Raw genomic sequence first — 19,923 nt, 5'->3', positions numbered from 1 at the left:
GCAAGGTGATTTTCCCTTGTCTAGCTTACATATTAAATCAACAAATCTAACAAGAAAGGAGTACTAGACAATGAGAAGTATATTTTCATTTAAAAGTATAAAAGCGAAGATGTTATTTGGTTTTTCCTTAGTGATCTTACTTGTCATCGGATTAGGTATTTATAATTTTTCCGTGACTGTATCAAGCAATAAAACGGCACAGAATATTGCTAATTCTGAACTCCCTCTTTTATCTGCTAATAAAGGATTGGTCGCAACGATTGCGAATAGAATAGCTACTGCTCGGGGGTATGTATTATTTGGAGGAGACTATAAAGACCGCTTTAATGCCTATACAGAAGAGGGACAAAAATATGAAGCAATCGTTCGAGGTGTACATGCATCAGATGAATTCAATCGCTTGATGGACCAAACGAAGGAATGGCGTGAATTTATTCAGGATAAAGTATTTGATGAATATGACAAAGGGAATGTGGAAAAAGCAAAGGATAATCTACAAGAATCGATAACCATTGGCCGTGATTTATTAAACGGTTATCAAAAACTTGCTGATGAAAGTGAAAAGGAGATTAATCAAAAAGAACAAGATGTAATTGAAAGTGGGCAAACGTCCTTACTTGTGGGAACCATTGTAACAATTCTAGTAATTATTATTAGTTTTGCCGTAGCATTCATTACATCAAACAAGATATCAAAACCAATTAAACATGTCATGCAGCGCATGAAATTAATTGCAAATGGTGATTTGAGCCAAGAGCCATTACAAACTACTTTAAAAGATGAGGTTGGACATCTTATTATTGCAACCAATGAAATGAATCGGCAAACTCGTGATTTATTAAACCGAATTAATACAGTATCCGGCTCTGTAACAAGTCAGAGTGAAGAGCTAAGCCAATCAGCAAATGAGGTAAAATCAGGATCGGAGCAAATTGCCATTACCATGCAAGAACTGGCTTCTGGTACTGAGGTACAAGCGAATAATACAAATGAACTTTCCTCCATTATGGGATCATTTACACTTAAAGTTGAGGAAGCAAATGAAAAAGGAAAGCTTATTCAACAATCATCCAATCAAGTACTTTCAATGTCTTCAGAAGGTAAAAAATTAATGGAATCCTCCAATGAACAGATGGCTAAAATAGATCAAATTGTTCAAGGTGCCGTCCAAAAGGTTCAAAGCTTAGATTCACAATCACGAGAAATCTCAACATTAGTTTCTGTCATTAATGATATTGCAGAGCAAACGAATCTCCTCGCATTAAATGCAGCGATTGAAGCAGCAAGAGCAGGTGAGCATGGAAAAGGTTTTGCTGTAGTCGCTGACGAGGTACGAAAACTAGCCGAGCAGGTTTCCCATTCTGTAACGGATATCACAAGCATCGTAATCAATATTCAAAAGGAATCAGGTATGGTGGCCGAATCATTACTGAATGGATACTCTGAGGTTGAAAAAGGAACCTCCCAGATTCAAACAACTGGTAAGACATTTACTGAAATTAATGAGGCTGTGATAAAAATGGTAAACAGTATAACAACCATTTCAGATAGCTTATCTGAAATGGAAGATAGCAGCCTAAAAATGAATCGCTCCATTGAAGAAATTGCATCCATATCTCAGGAATCAGCTGCTGGAGTTGAGCAAACCTCTGCCTCCTCACAGCAAATAAGCAGTTCAATGGAAGAAATCGCTGGAAATTCAGAAGATCTCTCCAAATTAGCTGAGGAATTAAATGCTTTAGTGAATCAATTTAAACTATAATTTTTAAGCGATAGTTGTCTAGTAAGTATTTTGATTACTTATTAGACAACTTTTTTATTTGGCTCTTTTCTTAAACATTGTTGCTATTTAAGTAAAGTTTTAACGAATAACTATCGGCTAAAAGACCACTACACCTTTCGTTTCACTGAGAAAAGTGCTGCAAACTCCATAAGAATCTCTGAAACCTTTATTGGGTGTAAAAGCCGGCAGTTGGGCTTTTACAAAAGCAACAAACGATACGAAAACAGCTTTTATTTTTTAGCTCTAAATGAAAAAAAACGATTCTTACAAGAAGAATCGTTCATCACTTAAGCGATAGATTTTGTATTTCTACATTTCATTCCACACTTACAAAGAATACTATGCTTTAAATATTTGATCTTTGTATGGCAGATGGGGCAAACCGTTTTTTTCATCATCAATTCACAGCTCCCTATTAGCCCCTTGGTTTCCAGCTCTGGAATAGGAGCTTACTATTTGGATAATTCCTGACATTCCTTACATATGCCATACACCTCAAAATGGTGCAATTGAATAGAAAAATGAGAGAGCCTTGAGGCAACTTGCTCTACTTCCTTTAATTTCGGATAATTAAAATCTTCTATTTTTCCACATGATTCACAAATAATATGATAATGATCCGTTGTGGAGAGTTCATATTTACTTATTCCATTACCATAAGGCAATTCCTTCAAAATACGTAGTTGAACGAATAATTTGACATTGTTATAGATCGTTGCCAAACTAATATAGGGTAATTCTCGATGGATATCTTCCACAGTCGGATGTATGTTGAGCTTTTGAATGGTACTCAAAATTAACATTCTTTGCGGTGTAATCCGTAATCCTCGTTCTTTTAGAAAAGGAATAAGCTCCATCATCTGTTCTTCTTCCATAACCTTGTCCCCTTATAAAAAAAGCTCTTTCATAAGATTCTCCAATAACTATGTACTTTTTCCCCACTCTATGGTTAATTCTTCTGCCCACCATTTAATTTAATGTAAAAAAAAGGGTTTTTAAAATAGGGACTATCTCGCATTGAGACAGCCCCCTATAGTTGAGAATATGAGAATCAAAATGAGAATGATTGATTACTATTTGCATTTTTGCCAATCGAACAAGTGAACTTATACCCCTCTTTTTACACTTCTTGTGGTATAGGTAATCCTAAGCCTTCAGCAATACGAGTTCCATACTCTGGATCTGCTTTATAGAAATGTCCAATTTGACGTAATTTGATTTCCTCTAGTTTAACGGGTTTCATTGCCTCTACAATATTATTCACTAAACGTGTACGTTCTTCTTCGCTCAATAGTCGATATAAATCACCTGCTTGAGTATAGTGGTCGAAGTGATCATATGCAACTGCATCTGCTACCCCGCTTACTGAATATGGCTGTTGTTTATCCTCTGGTGATTCTTTCGGTCCATCAAAGCTGTTTGGTTCGTAGTAAACAGAACCCCCGCCATTATAGAAGCTCATTTGACCGTCACGTTGATAATTATTTACTTCATTTTTTGGACGGTTAATTGGTAATTGATTATGGTTTGCACCTACACGGTACCGATGTGCATCAGCATAAGCGAATAGGCGCCCTTGTAACATTTTATCAGGGGATGCTTCAACACCAGGTACCATTGATCCAGGTGAGAAAGTCGCTTGCTCTACTTCTGCAAAATAATTTTCTGGATTACGGTTGAGAACCATACGACCTACTTCAATCAATGGATAATCCTTTTGGGACCATACTTTCGTTACATCAAATGGATCGAATCGATACGAATTCGCATCCTCAAAAGGCATAATTTGTACATATAGTTTCCATTCAGGGAAATCCCCTTTATCAATTGCATTAAATAAATCTTCTGTATGATAATCTGGATTTTCACCAGCTAATTTTGCTGCCAATTCAGGATCCAGGTTCTTCACACCTTGTTCTGTTCTAAAATGATATTTTACCCATACAGCTTCACCATCATCATTTACCCACTTGAAGGTATGACTTCCATAACCGTGCATATGGCGGAGTGTTGCTGGAATACCACGATCAGACATAAGAATAGTTACTTGATGTAACGATTCTGGTGAGTGTGACCAGAAATCCCAAACAGCTGTAGGGTTTTTCAAGTGTGTTTGTGGATCTCTCTTTTGTGTATGAATGAAATCAGGAAATTTAATTGCATCACGAATAAAGAAAACTGGAGTATTATTACCGACAATATCATAGTTTCCGTCTTCTGTATAAAATTTAACCGCAAAACCACGTGGATCTCGAACGGTATCTGCAGATCCAAGTTCACCTGCTACTGTTGAGAATCGAATAAATAGTGGAGTTCGTTTTCCTACTCCATTAAACACTTTTGCCTTTGTATAGTTTGAAACATCATTTGTTACTTCAAAATAACCATGCGCCCCTGCACCTTTCGCATGTACGACACGCTCAGGTACACGTTCTCTATTAAAATGAGCTAATTTTTCTAGTAAATGTACATCTTGAATTAGTGTTGGACCACGAGATCCTGCTGTCATTGAGTTTTGATTATCCCCGACCGGTGCTCCCCAACTAGTTGTTAGTTTCTTATTTGTACTCAATCAAATCACCTCATTAATAATTTTTCGACAGACGAGTCATCGACTCTATTCTGCTTTTCTATAAAACTATGATAACACTTCTCAAAATAAAATCAATACTTTTTTATAATAATTATAATTTAAAAAGAAATATTAGGTGACTTACATTTCATAAAAGGACAATACTTCCCTTTATAAAGGTATTCGTGATTGAGTAAATTATGTCCAATTTTATTCAAGTTGTTTGATTTCGATATATCGTCGGTGATAGACCGGTTTTCTTCTTAAATACACGACTGAAATAATTCGGATCATTATAGCCAACACTGTAGCAAATTTCCTTTAGGCTTTTATTTGTATGGATTAATTCCCTTTTTGCATGTTCCAATCTTACATCAGTTAAATAATCAATAAAGGTAACCCCAAATTTCTCCTTGAACATTTTTGTAAAATGGAAAGGACTTAACTCTACAAAATCAGCTACTTCTTCCAATGAAATATTTTTCTCATAATTGTTTTCTATGTATTCTTTCGCTGTTTGTAAGTATCCTTTCTGATGGTTTGCTCTCCACGCTTGAACAAGTTCTACCGCCTTCATTACGAACTGCCGTAATGAAATAATCCATTGTTCTTCCTGTATTGGCTTTTGTTTAATCTCAAAATGTATCCCATATTCCTTTAGCATTCTTGTAATCACAATAGATAATTCTTCATAAATATGGCTGTTTTTATCTTTATTTACTTCCATATAAATTTCAAATGCCTGAAGCGCACGGTGATGATCACCTAATTTTATCGATTCAAGTAGATGTTTTTCTTTTTCAATAGAGGCTTGTTCAGTTAGATAATTGGTCTTTTCATATAGATGGGCAGTTCCCCATTTTTTTGATTCCAGTGCTAAAATCGCTTCATGATAAGAGTTCATAAGTCCATCGATGGTCTCAAAAGGCTGTCCTAAGCCCACCATCCATTGAGTATGATGGAATCTTTCCTTTAATGTTCGTACAACAGATCGAGCTAATGTTATCGCATTTGATCGCTTTATTTCATGACTTGATCTCATTAGAACAAGTACAGGAATTTGATTATCTGCCATAGGTCCTACTATACAATTCTCATCAAGCTTCGTTTTTAATAAGGATTTAACCCCGCTATATATTGTCCGCTTCTCATCATTGGATTGTATATGATCTTGGCATTGCATAGAAAATATCATCATATATCCAGATCGCACTTCAATTCCTAGTAACTTGCTCCATTCATCAACATTCATTTCCTCAATATGATTCATTAATAAAGTTGATAGCCATTCTGATTCAATGACCGATAAAGCACGGGATAAATTTCTTTTCATCTGCAATGATTCCATATATCGTTTCCGCTCTTCGAGTATTTCTTCGCGAACTCTTTTTAAAGCCGCTATCACATCTTCTTGCTTACTAGGTTTTAAGATATATTCTTTTACCCCTTGTTGCATAACTTCCTTAGCGTATTCAAAGGTATTAAAGGCGGAAACCATAATGAATTTGATCTGTTTATCCATCTTTTTTATTTCTCTCACTGCCTCTACTCCATCAATACCAGGCATTTTAATATCCATCATTATCAAATCCGGCTTTAACTCACGTGCCAATTCAATGGCCATTCGACCGTTTGGAGCCTCAGCAATAATTTCTATTTCCGGGATTCCGTTATGTATCATTTTAGCTAAGCCTAAACGTTCCAATCTTTCATCATCGACGATGATCACACGCAAGATGGTTTCACCCCTTTTTGAGCTTCAAACGAAAAACAGTCCCCTTTCCCAGCTTTGATTCAATGTCCATTACATCCTTTTGCTGGTAAAAGAGTTGAAGACGCTTCATGACATTTTTCACACCAATTCCTGTTGAATGTCCGCTTGCTCTCTTACCAGTTAACCGTTGTTCATTTGTTTCACCCTTTAATAATTGGCTTATGATTGACTGCTCCATTCCATTTCCGTCATCTGCCACTTCAATCACGATTTGATCCTTAGTTTGGTAAATGGTAAGTGTGATCCTTCCCCCTTCCTCCTTTGACTCCACACCATGGATAAAGGCATTCTCTACAATAGGCTGTAACGTTAAACGTGGAATGTTTGCATACATACATCTTTCATCTATTACGGTTTTAAATGATATACGATCCCCAAAGCGGGTTTGCTGAATATAAAAATATTCTTTTACACAATTCACCTCATCCTTTAATGTTGATGGTTTATCAATATTCTCAAGATTATACCGAAGCAAGGTAGATACCGCTTCAATTAATCTTGTTGTCTCATGCGCATCCTCCAAATAAGCCATTTTTGAAATATTGTTTAACGTATTAAATAAAAAATGGGGATTGATTTGATTTTGTAAACTCTTAAGCTCCATTTCTTTTAAAAGTGTATCTAGTTCAGATTTATCTTTAATTTCATTCACAAGACCTACAATGTTTCGCCGCATTTGGTTAAACGTTTCTGTCAATAATTTCAATTCATCCTTACTTGTTACTTCAATATCCCTTCCAGTTAATCGTCCTGCAGAAATCTCCCTTGCTGCTTGCGATAGACGAGCAATCGGCCTTGTAATCCCACGAGAAATATATAAAGCGAGTATCCCACAAATAATTAATAACGAGCCTAGTAGAAAAATAGTCGATAACCGATAATAATGATTTCGTTTCTTAAGCTGCTTAAAAAAGGATTGATAATTCGTTAATTCCTGATCAATTAAGGACATCGTTGTCTCTTGGATAAAATTAGCTACATTTGTAGCTTCATTAAAATAAGCTGCATACTGATTTATATCGCCCGTTTCAAAAGCATGTATGGCAATATAACTATCCTCCAAGAAACTTTCGAGCATGTTCTCATAGTTGCCAAGAGTGACAAAGTTTGATTGAGTTTCTATTTCTTGCTGCAATTTCTTTTTGTTTTTTCGAAGCTCATTACTAGTTGTGATAAATTCTTGTTGAAACATTGGGTCCTTTTTCACAATATAGGCATTCATTTTTTCGACCACGGTATTCGTTTGCTGGGCGATTTCATTTAGTAAAAGAAAGCGCCCAAAGCTTCGATTATATTCTTTCATAATCTTTTCGCTACTGTCATATACGAAAAAAGCTACACCATTAACTAAAACAACTAGAATAATAAAATAAATGAGGAGCTTCGTTCGAATCCGGATCATTGCGGTAATTCCCCTTTTTGCTCTATTAGGTCTTCCCTATGAATCACCCGAGTATCCGTGTTATTAATTTCTGGTATAGGTTTTCCTTCCTGAATTTGAATCATCATCTCAACTGCCTTGTATCCCATTTCATAAGGCTTTTGTACAATCGTCGCATCAATCACACCTTTGCGAATATAGTCCAGTGTTTCATTAATCGTATCAAATGCAATGATATAGGTAGATTGTACGCGGTTTAAACGCACGACTGTTTGAGCAATTCCAATACCGTCTAGAGCACTTGTCCCATAAAAAGCATTCGTCTCCGGATGTTCAGTTAGGATTTTATTTGCCTTTTCGGCTGCACGAATTCTAGTAATATTGGACTCTTCAACAGTGATTACATGTATTCTGTCTTCATTAGCAATTGCATCCTTAAATCCTTTTACTCGTAGCTTTTGATGCTCAGCCTTGAAGCTACCAGTAATAATCGCAACATTAATCTTTCCCTTCGTGTCAGCTATTAAAGAAGTTCCTGCCAGAAATCCTGAATAATAATTATCTGTTCCAATATATGCCCTTCGCTGACTTGAGGGGGCGTCCGTGTCCACTGTAATTACTGGAACCCCTTTATTCACTAAATGGTTGATAACTGGGGTAAATTGCTTATCATTATATCCCTGAGTTAACACACCATCCACCTTCGAGGCTGCTGCTATTTGCAGCTTTCTTAAGTGTTCATTTATATTGGATTGCTTTGGACCTACATACTCAAGTAAAATATGATTGGCCTTCGCCGCTGCCATCGCCCCTTTTTCGACTAGCCGCCAATAATCATTGTCCAGCTCTTCTGGTATTAACATAAAATGATATTGGTAATCGGGCATTATCTCACCTGGGTTTTGCTTACCAAGTGTATGCATCTAATTAGCATATAAACAAGCTAATGTAAACGTTATCAAAAACAATAGGATGCCTACGATATAAAATAGTTTTGCTACGCGAGTCATATTATGGGATGGGCCTCCATATAAATAGTTTTTCTTTTCAGAATAATTAATCTTATCATAGCATGTTTATTCTTTGTTGAAAATATTTACCCCTTCTCTCAAAATGATGTATCTACTATAATAAAAACTTATTGATAATAATAAATATTATAAAATTTACTAATATACCATTATTAGTTAATCTAAAGGCAAGAAGTCTCTGAATAAGGAGGAGTCATCATGTCTTTAGATTTTCTTCAACCTGATGATCAATTTACTTATGCAAAAAGAAAAACCGATGAATCTTGGATTCAATTCATGAAAGAAATGATTAATTTTGAAGGAAAAAAGGTACTAGATATCGGCTGTGGTGGTGGAATCTATACAAAAGCTATCGCTGAAATGGGAGCAGCACAGGTAATCGGCGTCGATTTTTCAGAAAAGATGCTTACCGCAGCAAAGGAATATTGTCAGGGTTATGATACTGTTCAATTTATTCACGGAAATGCTATAGAAACAGGTTTGGACAGTGATCAATATGACATTGTGCTTGAAAGGGCGCTCATCCACCATATTAGAGAATTAGAACCGTGCTTATATGAAGTATTCCGTTTATTAAAACCTGGTGGCACATGTATTATTCAAGATCGCACACCTGAGGACTGCCTACTTGAAGGTAGCCCAACACATATTCGAGGATACTTTTTTTCAATGTATCCTCATCTGATTGAGAAAGAAGTAGCTAGAAGGCATACTAGTGGAGAAGTAATACGAAAACTACAACATTTAGGTTTTCAAAATATATCAGAAAATAAACTATGGGAGATAAGGAGAGTTTATGAATACCAAGAGGATTTATGGGATGATTTACGAAATCGAACTGGACGATCTATTCTCCATGAATTAAATGATCAGCAGCTAAATTCTCTTATTAAAGATTTACAATTAACTTTAAAAGATTGCTTCCCCCTTATTGAAAAGGATCGTTGGACAGTATGGGCTGCAAATAAGAATTCATAAAAAGGTTTATTAAATAACATAGTGACTGACCATATCATTCTATAGAGGTAGTCACCTGTATAAAATGATATGGCTCAGACCCTAACCATACTTTTTACATTTCCGAAAATTCTTCAACTAAATCACTGAACTGTTTTAACGCATTTTGAATTGGTTCTGGAGATGTTAAATCGACACCTGTCTTCTTTAAAAGCTCAAGTGGATAATCTGAGCTCCCACTTTTTAAAAACTCAATATAGGATGCTAATGTTTTCTCGTCGCCTTTAAGAATTCGATCAGCTAAATGGATGGCAGAAGCAAAGCCCGTAGCATATTTATAGACATAAAATGGTCTGTAGAAATGTGGGATTCTTGCCCATCCATATTTGACTTCTTCATCAAATATGATTGCATCGCCATTGTATTCCCTAAACAATTCTTCATATATTTCACTAAACACTTGTGCATTAAGTGGTTGTCCTTGTTCAGCTTTTTCATGGGTTTTCAGTTCAAAATCAGCAAACATCACTTGTGTAAATAATGTTCCTTTAAATTTATCAATAAAATGATTGAGTAAATACCAACGCATCGTTTCATCTGTTTCCTGGTTCAATAGGTAATGAATCAGTAATACTTCATTCACTGTTGATGCAACCTCTGCCACAAAAATACTATATTTTGCTGTATTTTGCGGTTGAGTTTTATGAGAGAAATGGCTATGCATTGCATGACCCATTTCATGTGCTAGAGTGAACAGGCTACTTAAATCATCATGATGATTTAAAAGTACATATGGATGAACTCCGTAAACCCCTAAATTATAGGCACCGGATCGTTTACCAGGCGTTTCCCTCACATCAATATATCTAGCATTTTTAAATGAATCTAAAATTTTTATATATTCCTCACCTAAAGGCTTCAGTGCATTTAACATGGTACTGTAAGCCGTTTCATAACCTATTTTTTGTTCTACTCCTTGAACAATAGGCACAGATAGATCATACTGGTGAAGCTCCTTAAGACCTAGCTTCTCTTTTCTTATTTCCGAATACCGATGTAACGGAGCGATATTTTCCTTCGTTGTAGAGATTAAATTTTCATAGACCTCTTTAGGAACATTATCACTAAATAAAGCTTTCTCTAAGGCAGAAGGATACTTTCTAATTTTAGCCGTCGTTACATTATTTTTTATAGCAGCGGCAAGTGTTGAAGCTATGGAGTTTTTTAATTGCACATAAGGCTGATAATACGCTTTGTATGCTTCCTTCCGCTTCGTGCGATCTTGATCTTCAATTAATTTTGAATACATTCCACGAGTAAGTTCAACTTTTTCACCATTATCATTTGTTACAGTTCCAAATTTAATATCAGCATTATTGATCATGCTATATGTATGACTTGGTGAAGAAAGCGCCTCACCTAATTGAGAAAGTAACTCTTCCTTTTCTTTCGTCAAAACATGTGCTTTATAGCGATAAGCTTCAAGCAAATTCTTCTCGAAATATTTCAGTCCTTGTTCTTCTTTCAGATAAGCTTTTAACGTTGATTCATCTAGACTCAATAGAAATGGCATAAAAAATGCAGTAGAAGAACTGATCTTCACTCCAAGTTGTTTTGCCCTATCCTGTATTGACTGTGCTGAAGATTCCCTCGTATCTATATCCACCTGAAGCATAGCATATGCCGATACTTTGCCAAACATAAAGGATAATTTTTCACTTTCAGTTAAGTAAGAAAGTAAGGTTCCCCCGTCATGAATCTTTCCATCATAGGATCGCAACACGTCGGCGATTTTCTCAATCGCCTTGACATCCGCTTCCCAATCCTTTTGAGAATTATAAATATCCTCAAGCTTCCATTTTTCAATTTCAGGTACATCGTTCCTTGAAGAATAAGTAATCATATAGAACTCTCCTTTGGTTAGTTAAGAATCACTTTGAAAATAAATTTTCGACATAATACATACTATAAACGAAAGCGCTTGAAATGCGAGAATTTTGCAACAACAAAAAATCTCTCCTATTCGACAATATTCTCGTTTCTCAGGTTACATAATAAATTAACGCTCGCATTTGAAAAACGTCCATAGCGTTGAATGAAAAAAGCAAATCATAAAAGATTTGCTTCTTTAGAACATTATTCTTTTATATAGGTCCAACCTTCTTCTTGTCTTACCTTTCCAGCTTTCATGAGTCTACCTAATGCACGTTTGAAAGCTGCCTTGCTCATGTCAAATCGTGCAGAAATATCTTCTGGTTCACTTTTATCCCAATAAGGCATTTTTCCACCGCGCACCTGCAGATAGGAATAAATTTTCTCTGCATCTTCATCTAATGTTTCATGAACACGGCCTAATAAAGAAACATTAATCGTTCCATCTTCCTTTACATCAATAATCCGACCTTCTACCTTCTGACCAAGTCGTGGCTCCTGCTTACGCTCTGACTCATGGATAAATCCAATGAAGTTCTCTTCCGTTAATAGGAAGGTCCCAATTTTCAGCAAACGATAGGCCCACCCAGTTATGTTTCGATTAAAATCCTTTCGTGTTGCCTTCTCTGCTACCTCACGCATAATATTTTCTGTTGCCAATTTCCCAAATAAACGCCCATTTTTATCTGCTTTCAACGAACAATACAGTCGATCTCCGATAGTTGGCCACAGACTATGAAGGGCTGGTAGATCATCTTTTGATACAAGAATGTCTTTACTAATTCCAATCGAAACAAAAACACCTAATGACTCTTTTACTTCAACTACCTCAACCCAGTCATATATTCCGATTTGAACAGTTGGTATCGTTAATGTCGCCGCAAGTCTCCCTTGATGATCCTGAAATAAAAAGACTTTTTGGGATTTCTCAGGATCAAATTCCTCAGGAACTTCACTATTATGAAGAAGAACATCTTCCTCACCATTTGTTAAAAAATAGCCAAATGGGGCTTCCCGTTCTACATCTAATGTTACTACAGTTCCAGCTTCTAAACTTGTCATATAAATAAATCCTACTTTCCAATAATGTATTAATGTTTTTTATTAGCGATCAATTATTCCGCTTTTAGCCTTATGGGGCTATAGCGCTCTTTTCTAATTATCATACTGAAACGGTTAAGAGAAAACAATGAAAACATGATTTCCCAATCATAAATTAAGCCTTGTCATTATATCATTGTTTTTCCCCATTAAAGAATAAACAATCACTCCAGGAAGAAGAATATAATTGAAATTAATTAGGAAGGTGAGTTGATTCCCATAAACCGCGAAAAAAACATTCATGTCAACGCTGACCCTCATCTTAATTCCGAATATGAGGGAATTGAAAATGATTCATTCGGAGGACCCACAATGGGCCTTCTTATCGATACAAAAAAAGCAAATAATCCATTTCATGTTACCTCTTTAAGAAAGGATCCTGAAATGGAGAGATTTTCAAAATGGTTTGATGGAAAAATCCCTGGAAAAGAAGGAGATGAAAAACAATGACCCAATCTAAAAGACAACAAGAACGTCAATGGACAGTAAGAAAACAATCCCAGAACCCTCATGGGAAAATAAAATCTTTGGAAGAAATCGCAGATGAAATGACTCCAAATAAAAAGAAATAGGAAATGGATGGAGTGGATTAAGGGCCTATTCCTTTTTTATGTGTTTCCATTGACAGCGGTGTGACACATTTTCAGGCAAAATCTCTTGTTATGTGGTTCCATTGACTTGATTGAGACACATTTTTGACCATAATCCCTTTTGATGTGTTTCCATCGACTGGGGTGACACACATTTTTGAGCAAAATCTCTTGTTATGTGGTTCCATCCACTGGGGTGAGACACATTTTTGAGCATAATCTCTTGTTATGTGTTTCCATCGACCGGGGTGACACACATTTTTGAGCAAAATCCTTTGTTATGTGGTTCCATCGACCGGATTGAGACACATTTTTGAGCAAAATCTCTTGTTATGTGGTTCCATCGACTGGGGTGACACACATTTTTGAGCATAATCTCTTGTTATGTGGTTCCATCGGCTGGGGTGACACACATCTTTGAGCAAAATCTCTTGTTATGTGGTTCCATCGACCGGATTGTGACACATTTTTGAGCATAATCCCTTTTTATGTGGTTCCATCGACTGGATTGTGACACATTTTTGAGCATAATCCCTTTTTATGTGGTTCCATCGACCGGATTAAGACACATTTTTGAGCATAATCCCTTTTTATGTGGTTCCATCGACCGGATTGTGACACATTTTTGAGCAAAATCTCTTATTATGTGTTTCCATTGAACCGGGTGTGACACATTTTTGGGAAAAATCTCTTGTTATGTGGTTCCATCGACTGGGGTGACACACATTTTTGAGCATAATCCCTTTTTATGTGGTTCCATCGACCGGATTGTGACACATTTTTGACCATAATCCCTTTTTATGTGGTTCCATCGACTGGGGTGACACACATTTTTGAGCAATATCTCTTGTTATGTGGTTCCATCGACCGGATTGTGACACATTTTTAAGCAAAATCTCTTGTTATGTGTTTCAATTAACCCAGGTGAGACACATTTTTAAGCAAAATCTCTTGTTATGTGGTTCCATCGACCGGATTAAGACACATTTTCAGGTATAATCCCTTTTTATGTGTTTCCATCAACTGGGTTATTGTCAAAACCAATTATCATCTGGTTTAATCTACTTGAATAAAACAAGCTAATAAATCCAAAATTTAATTAAACAAACGTTTGATTAATTTTTAAAAGTATAAAGGGGAGGCATCATACCTCCCCTTTTCTACTTATAACGTATCAATTAAATCTAATAGATCACTTGCAAATTTGGAATCAATTTTCTTTCCTTTTTGTGCTTGAATCTCATTGGAAAGAGCATTTAATTTTCCTTGTCTAGCGTTTTCGTTTTTTGCCTTTTGAATTCCTTCTACTTTAGCCATTAGGCTATTGTAAATCCCTTTATTTGTAATATACCCTTTATCATATCCATATGTGATCCATTCATCTAAATGATCAAGATCCATTACGACAGTAAGGGTAAATTCTTTAATACTCTCATTCCCCAGTTTATCTATTGCTCGAACTACAATCGTATGATTCCCTACCTGCAGTGAGAATGGCTCAATTTTTATCGGATTAGAAATTTCTTTTCCATCTAGAGTGATTAGAACAGACTCCACTCCACTGCCCTCATCAGTTACCGTAACATACTGTTCATAGGCTTCAGTTTGATAAAAACTTAATTGATCCAAATCATGAATAACTGGACCATCAGAATCAGCTTTTACAAAATGGTCAAAGCTAAGTGGCTTAAGTTGATACACATCTTTAAAAATAGATGAAATTCCAACGATATCTATGACATCTCCATTTTTATATGCTTTTGAGAATTCATCATAGGTTACACCCGTTCTCTCATCCACTCGCACTTTCGTTGTTTTTCCATCTTTCATTGCATCAAATTCAAATGCACGTCCTGCTACAACTAATTGATCGATTTTTACCTGTTTCAGTGTAACAAGCTCGCCTTGATTTTCATTCGTTAGTTCATTCACTGTTTTAGCTTGTGGTAAAGATTTTGTCCCTGTTTTTTCAATCGAAATTAAATTGGCAAGTTCCAATTCACTATTATACAGTTCAGTTGTACCTGTAATTTTTAATACATCTCCGGGCACATATCCAGCTTCATTTTGAAATACATAAATACCTGCTGAATCATCTTGAAGATAAAATCCTTGTCCTCCGAAGACACCTGGTTTTGAGGTAACGACTCCTTCAATTGTTACCGTCTTTCCGACAGTCTCATTTCTTACTTCCTTGATAGAAATTTTCTCTGGTAGACTTGGTTTGTCCTCCGGAAGTGGCTCACTATCTACATTTCCAATCGTTACTGTTTTAGTGACCAAATTTTTGCTACCACTTTTTAAACGTAAGCTTGCAGCACCCTCTTTATTAGGGTTGATGCTTACCGTTAAATCCTTGCTTGCATGACCTGTTTTATCAGCTGTCACCGAGAACTCAGAGCTATAGTTATACGATGTTGGCCATGAACCATCCTCGTTCTGGAATTTAGCAATTTGCTCTCCTCCAGTTAAATATATTCCTGCCTTTAAACCAGTAACTGTTTGTCCCGGTGCTAAATGATCAATTGATACACGAATTTGGAACTCTTGTTTATTAGGTAATATATCTTGATGAACAAATGAATATTCCGCATTTACTTCAGCAGGCTTAGATGACCCGTATGAACCAGCCGCAAATGTAGATGGATCATACCATTTATATCCCGCAGCAGGAGCAGACCATGGTTCTGGCTGTGGTTCTGTCGATTTACTTGGAATCTCCATATCTAGCATTGGTGACACTTCATCTAAAGTAATTCCTGTTTCTTCAAAACTTGTATATTCTTCTTGCTCAGCTAACCAATCAATTAGATTTGTTAATAGAACAGCATCATCTTGTTCTTTAAAGCCATCATATGTTGTTTTCTTCGCGCCATTTTCTTCACGGGTATATTTCGGTGATGAATCCTCTACTGGAGAAGAATCACCAATAAATGCAGCCTTTCCTTTTCCTAATTTGGAAATCGCCACATAAGCCCCTTCATCCACGCCGCCACCAAAGTAAACACCTTGGTCAACCGCATTATTCCATTTATCTCTAGAAGATAATGCTGGAAGATAGACAAGACCTTTAGCATGAGATGGATCAGTAATCGCTACTGTTGATCCTGCATGTACGGCAACGGAGTCAACCCCACTTGTTATTCCAAACGTTTCATTAGGTGAAACAATCGTTGTTGCGTTCACATCACCTACTGCATTGTATCTAAATCGAACACCAAAATGATCTGATAACCAATCAGAGCTTTCTACTCCTTGCATAGCAGCAGAGTTAGCTTCTTCCGCTGTCATTCCTTTTGCTGGGTTATCAAAAGCGCCTCTTCTGTATCCATTAAATACTTCTGAAGCATCCCAACGATTTTTATTACGATCCGCATTATAATGATCAGCAATAAAGAAAATACTTCCACCAGATTCAACATATTGAATCATGGCAGCCTGTTCAGATGCTTTATAAGGAATATTAGCTTCCCCAATGACTAACACATCGTAATCCTTTAAATCATCATACGTAATCGGTGTTGTCTTTCGAAGTTCTTTAACATAATAACCATTTTTAGCAATTGCATTGCCAAAATCAGAAAAGCCACCATCAATAACCCAATCTGCAGCACCAGCTGTTTGGCCATGAGTGTTATCAAATAATACCTTCTTACCATTCGCATTTGTAGGTTTAATCTCTGGTGCAGGATCATTCGGTCCTTCCGCTTGAACAGCATGCATCCCAGTAAGTGATGGCAGTGTTCCTAGAACAAGAATCGCCATGACCACTTTTAAAAACAGACTCTTAACCTTCTTCATGTGTGACCTCCCATAGGAATTTTGTAATATGACACACTTTTTTTACAAGATTCATAGAAATGTGACATACCTATCAATAACTTTATCAGCATTTTTTTATGCGATATATAGGACAAAAGACAGGAAGAAGGAAGATGTCTGGTTAAGGTATAGTTCTAAATGAATAGGTCTTTTTAACCAAAATCAGAATATAAAAAAAAGACTGCCAAAAAACAAAAGATCATCCCCCTATAAAAAAAACAGTATTAAAAATATACTGCATGTGATGAGTTATGATCCTTTTTTGACAGTCTTTCTACTATCAATTATTGAGAGTACAAATAGTTTGTTGCTTTGCTTTTCAATTTTTACGAAAGCAACAAAATAGGATTGCTTTATTCAATTACGGGTAAAACTCTTGTTTCCTTACTCATATCCGATTCACAAAGTGGACATTTCGGATTCTCGTCAAAGGTAAAAGCTTCTCTCATCCACCCCTGGCAGCTTTCACTTGTACATGACCAAACATTCGTTTCAACTTCGGGAACAGGCTCTTTCTGGCCTTTAAAATATGCCATATTCGTTCTTCTCCCTTCTATGTACTATCTTTAGTATAACCTATTTAAAGAAATTAAGATATATTATTGAAATCTTTTTAAGGAATGTTAATATTAGGAATAAAAAGGGGGCTGCCCCAAATTGACACCCCCATTTATGCGTTTATTTTATAACCATGCTGCTCCAACAATAATAAGAAGGATAAACAACACAACGATTAACGCGAATCCTGCTCCGAATCCTCCCCGTGCATAACCATATCCTCCATATCCGCCACATCCGTAACCATATCCGTACATTCTTGTAGCCATCTCCTTTTTATTAAATAATTTTTAATACAGATAAGCTGCTCCAACAATGATTAACAAAATAAATAGGACAACGAGCAATGCAAACCCTGTTCCATATCCAGCTCCACCCATTTATTAACACCTCCTCTGTGCTTTACATTAATAGACTATGGCAATTCGCCTTCAATCGATTGGGGGTTTGACTATTTTTCAAAAAAAAATGGCTCTTTTCTCAAACATTGTTGCTATTTAAGTAAAGTTATAAGTATAAATTCTGCTGTGACATCTAAAAAATACACGCCTAAAAAAAGCAGCGAACACTTTTATACTGTGTATCGCTGCTATTTTATTCTTTTGCTATACATTTGGTCCCTTACACTCTTTTTGCCAACAACATTAATGTCATATCATCCATCGGTGGATTGTGTAGCCCTGCACGTACATCTCGGTAGTAACGTTGTAATGGACTTTTTTCGGATAAACTTCTTGCCCCGACAATTCTCATCGCTAGATCAACAATTTCTACTGCCTTATTCGTTACTGATAATTTAACCGCACTTAGCTCTGGTGAAAGTTGATTTTGTTGTTCTATTGAAGACTCATCCCACATCTTTGCAACCGAATAGAGGAAATGCCGTGATTCCAACAGCTTAAGTTCAATTTCACCAATTTTTTGCTGGATAGCAGGTAATTCGAATATTGGATGCGGCAAACTGTTCGGTTTATAGTTTTTCGCAAAGTGAACAGCTTCTCTCTTTGCAGCTTCAGCAATCCCTAAGTAACATGCTGGGATATGTAATAAATAACCTGTAGCTGTCTTTTTCCTCTGCACCAGTTTTTCAGTCAAATACTCCAATGGAATCTCTACATTTTCCAAAACTAAATCATGACTACCCGATGATCTCATTGCGATGCTGTCCCATGTTTCTTCTACGGATACACCATTTGCTTGGCTAGGAATTAAGAAAAAACCCACTTCATCCGTTTCTTCAATCGTTGCTGAGACTACAAAAAAATCAAGCATTTGAGACATTGTTGCAAATGATTTCCTTCCGCTAATGACCCATGTATCACCATTTTTGACCGCCGTAGTCAGTGGCCTCCCACCTCTTGTGGGGCTGCCTGTTTGTTCTTCCGTTGCACATACATTTAGGAGTGCACCATTTTGCACTTCTCGACAGATAAAAGTAAATAGACTTTCCTTCCATGGTCGGTTTTTTGCTAAATTCATCATCGTCCCCATATGCCAGCCAATGGATAAAGCTGTGGCACCATCTCCAATCGCTATCGCTTCTTGGAATCGAACAAAATCATATAAGGGAATTTCTCCGCCCCCAAACTCTCGTGGAGCAGTAAGTTGTGTATAATTACTATTCTTTAAGTCTTGTATATTTTCAAAAGGAAAACGACCTGTAGAATCATTGTTAGCGGCACGTTGTTTAAAAGCTGGAATAAGGTCATTAATTGCATGCAATCGATCTTCTAAGGTCTGCATTGATAATAAATCCATTGACTACACCTCACCAGTTAAGTTTTGTATTTATTTTATACGTTCTTCAATTAAATTTCCACTAAACCGGTCGGAATTATCAACAAAAAAATATATCGATTCATTTATGACTAATACAAGTTCGTTAACAAAAATGAAAGGTAAAATGTTAAAATAAAAGCAAAAAGGTCGTTTGACATGATTATTCTTTTATTTTTATTTATTTTTGCCCCATTGACCATTTTGATCCATGAGTTTGGACATGCCTTGGGCGCTATGGTGATGAGAGCAACTCATATAGAAATGATGATTGGAACTGGAAAAAAGATTTTTACTTTAACAGGTCGAAAGTGGAAACTCTCCTTACATCTTTTATACTTTCTCGGAGCACATACATCATGTGAGCGCCAACCCTATTTTTCAAAAATTGAACGAATCATCATCAGTAGCTCTGGCCCCTTATTAAATGGCATTGTTGGTTTTTTCCTTCATTATTATATTCCTCTTAATCACTTAATGATTTGGGAACTTTTTGTGCTATTTAATTTTTGGCTCTTCTTGATAAACCTTATTCCCTACCGCATCGGTGGAAAGCCATCCGATGGATATACAATTTTACAATTACTAAAAAGGCGCGACTAACCCGATATCTAAGGGGAAAATTTGCTCTTTGTATCGGGGAGCT

16 protein-coding genes and 1 pseudogene are annotated in these 19,923 nt (G+C 36.3%); 5 read left to right on the top strand and 12 right to left on the bottom strand.

Going from position 1 to position 19,923, the window contains the following annotated elements; translation table 11 throughout:
- The first annotated feature begins 70 nt into the window (after positions 1–70).
- The gene (locus I5818_RS02560) at positions 71–1,762 is read left to right on the top strand and encodes a methyl-accepting chemotaxis protein (RefSeq protein WP_209391847.1); all 1,692 of its coding nucleotides are present in this window, start codon (positions 71–73) and stop codon (positions 1,760–1,762) included.
- A gap of 473 nt (positions 1,763–2,235) precedes the next feature.
- Here I5818_RS02560 and I5818_RS02555 read toward each other — a convergent pair whose 3' ends face one another.
- The 5 genes from I5818_RS02555 to I5818_RS02535 form a co-directional block, all read right to left on the bottom strand.
- A complete protein-coding gene (locus tag I5818_RS02555; RefSeq protein ID WP_058004083.1) occupies positions 2,236–2,658 on the bottom strand; it encodes a Fur family transcriptional regulator in 423 nt (140 codons plus the stop codon).
- A 245-nt stretch (positions 2,659–2,903) separates the two neighbouring features.
- Positions 2,904–4,355 (bottom strand): catalase KatA, encoded by a 1,452-nt coding sequence (gene katA / locus I5818_RS02550; RefSeq protein ID WP_078109450.1) that lies wholly within the window; start codon positions 4,353–4,355, stop codon positions 2,904–2,906.
- A gap of 214 nt (positions 4,356–4,569) precedes the next feature.
- Positions 4,570–6,084 carry a response regulator gene (locus I5818_RS02545; RefSeq protein WP_235813319.1) on the bottom strand — a complete coding sequence of 505 codons (1,515 nt, stop codon included), beginning with the start codon at positions 6,082–6,084 and terminating at the stop codon, positions 4,570–4,572.
- A gap of 13 nt (positions 6,085–6,097) precedes the next feature.
- Positions 6,098–7,531 carry a sensor histidine kinase gene (locus I5818_RS02540; protein WP_058004080.1) on the bottom strand — a complete coding sequence of 478 codons (1,434 nt, stop codon included), beginning with the start codon at positions 7,529–7,531 and terminating at the stop codon, positions 6,098–6,100.
- Positions 7,528–8,397: a sugar-binding protein gene (locus tag I5818_RS02535; RefSeq protein WP_326160660.1), complete on the bottom strand. Its 870-nt coding sequence runs from the start codon at positions 8,395–8,397 to the stop codon at positions 7,528–7,530. The genes I5818_RS02540 and I5818_RS02535 overlap by 4 nt, the downstream gene beginning before the upstream one ends.
- A gap of 342 nt (positions 8,398–8,739) precedes the next feature.
- On the opposite strand from I5818_RS02535, the gene I5818_RS02530 reads away from it, so the two are divergent.
- Complete coding sequence (locus tag I5818_RS02530) at positions 8,740–9,519, top strand: class I SAM-dependent methyltransferase (protein WP_078109448.1); 780 nt, start codon at positions 8,740–8,742, stop codon at positions 9,517–9,519.
- Between the two features lie 94 nt (positions 9,520–9,613).
- Here I5818_RS02530 and pepF read toward each other — a convergent pair whose 3' ends face one another.
- Together pepF and I5818_RS02520 are read right to left on the bottom strand one after the other, a co-directional pair.
- Positions 9,614–11,401: an oligoendopeptidase F gene (gene pepF, locus I5818_RS02525; protein ID WP_058004077.1), complete on the bottom strand. Its 1,788-nt coding sequence runs from the start codon at positions 11,399–11,401 to the stop codon at positions 9,614–9,616.
- A gap of 233 nt (positions 11,402–11,634) precedes the next feature.
- The gene (locus I5818_RS02520; RefSeq protein ID WP_078109447.1) at positions 11,635–12,492 is read right to left on the bottom strand and encodes a CvfB family protein; all 858 of its coding nucleotides are present in this window, start codon (positions 12,490–12,492) and stop codon (positions 11,635–11,637) included.
- Between the two features lie 249 nt (positions 12,493–12,741).
- Here I5818_RS02520 and I5818_RS02515 point away from each other — a divergent pair, with 249 nt between their 5' ends.
- Positions 12,742–12,981, top strand: coding sequence for a hypothetical protein (locus tag I5818_RS02515; RefSeq protein ID WP_058004075.1), 240 nt, complete (start codon positions 12,742–12,744; stop codon positions 12,979–12,981).
- A complete protein-coding gene (locus I5818_RS25965) occupies positions 12,978–13,103 on the top strand; it encodes a DUF6254 family protein (RefSeq protein ID WP_235813315.1) in 126 nt (41 codons plus the stop codon). Before I5818_RS02515 ends, I5818_RS25965 begins: the two co-directional genes overlap by 4 nt.
- A gap of 1,182 nt (positions 13,104–14,285) precedes the next feature.
- Here the strand turns inward: I5818_RS25965 and I5818_RS02510 are convergent.
- The 5 genes and pseudogenes from I5818_RS02510 to I5818_RS02490 form a co-directional block, all read right to left on the bottom strand.
- On the bottom strand, positions 14,286–16,886 hold the full coding sequence (locus I5818_RS02510; RefSeq protein WP_235849537.1) for an endonuclease: 2,601 nt from the start codon (positions 16,884–16,886) through the stop codon (positions 14,286–14,288).
- 410 nt (positions 16,887–17,296) lie between these two features.
- Positions 17,297–17,479, bottom strand: a complete 183-nt coding sequence (locus I5818_RS02505; RefSeq protein WP_058004073.1) for a cold-shock protein — start codon at positions 17,477–17,479, stop codon at positions 17,297–17,299.
- 147 nt (positions 17,480–17,626) lie between these two features.
- Positions 17,627–17,704 (bottom strand): annotated as a pseudogene (locus I5818_RS26405) (YjcZ family sporulation protein); the annotation flags it as partial.
- A gap of 87 nt (positions 17,705–17,791) precedes the next feature.
- Complete coding sequence (locus I5818_RS02495; RefSeq protein WP_071977175.1) at positions 17,792–17,881, bottom strand: YjcZ family sporulation protein; 90 nt, start codon at positions 17,879–17,881, stop codon at positions 17,792–17,794.
- Positions 17,882–18,122: 241 nt separating this feature from the next.
- The gene (locus I5818_RS02490) at positions 18,123–19,259 is read right to left on the bottom strand and encodes an acyl-CoA dehydrogenase family protein (protein ID WP_071977176.1); all 1,137 of its coding nucleotides are present in this window, start codon (positions 19,257–19,259) and stop codon (positions 18,123–18,125) included.
- Between the two features lie 177 nt (positions 19,260–19,436).
- On the opposite strand from I5818_RS02490, the gene I5818_RS02485 reads away from it, so the two are divergent.
- On the top strand, positions 19,437–19,880 hold the full coding sequence (locus I5818_RS02485; RefSeq protein ID WP_071977177.1) for a site-2 protease family protein: 444 nt from the start codon (positions 19,437–19,439) through the stop codon (positions 19,878–19,880).
- Positions 19,881–19,923 lie beyond the last annotated feature (43 nt).

The organism is Heyndrickxia oleronia, assembly GCF_017809215.1.
GTDB lineage: Bacteria > Bacillota > Bacilli > Bacillales > Bacillaceae_C > Heyndrickxia > Heyndrickxia oleronia.
The sequence above is the reverse complement of the archived record's forward strand: the minus strand, read 5'-3'. Positions and strand labels throughout refer to the sequence as shown.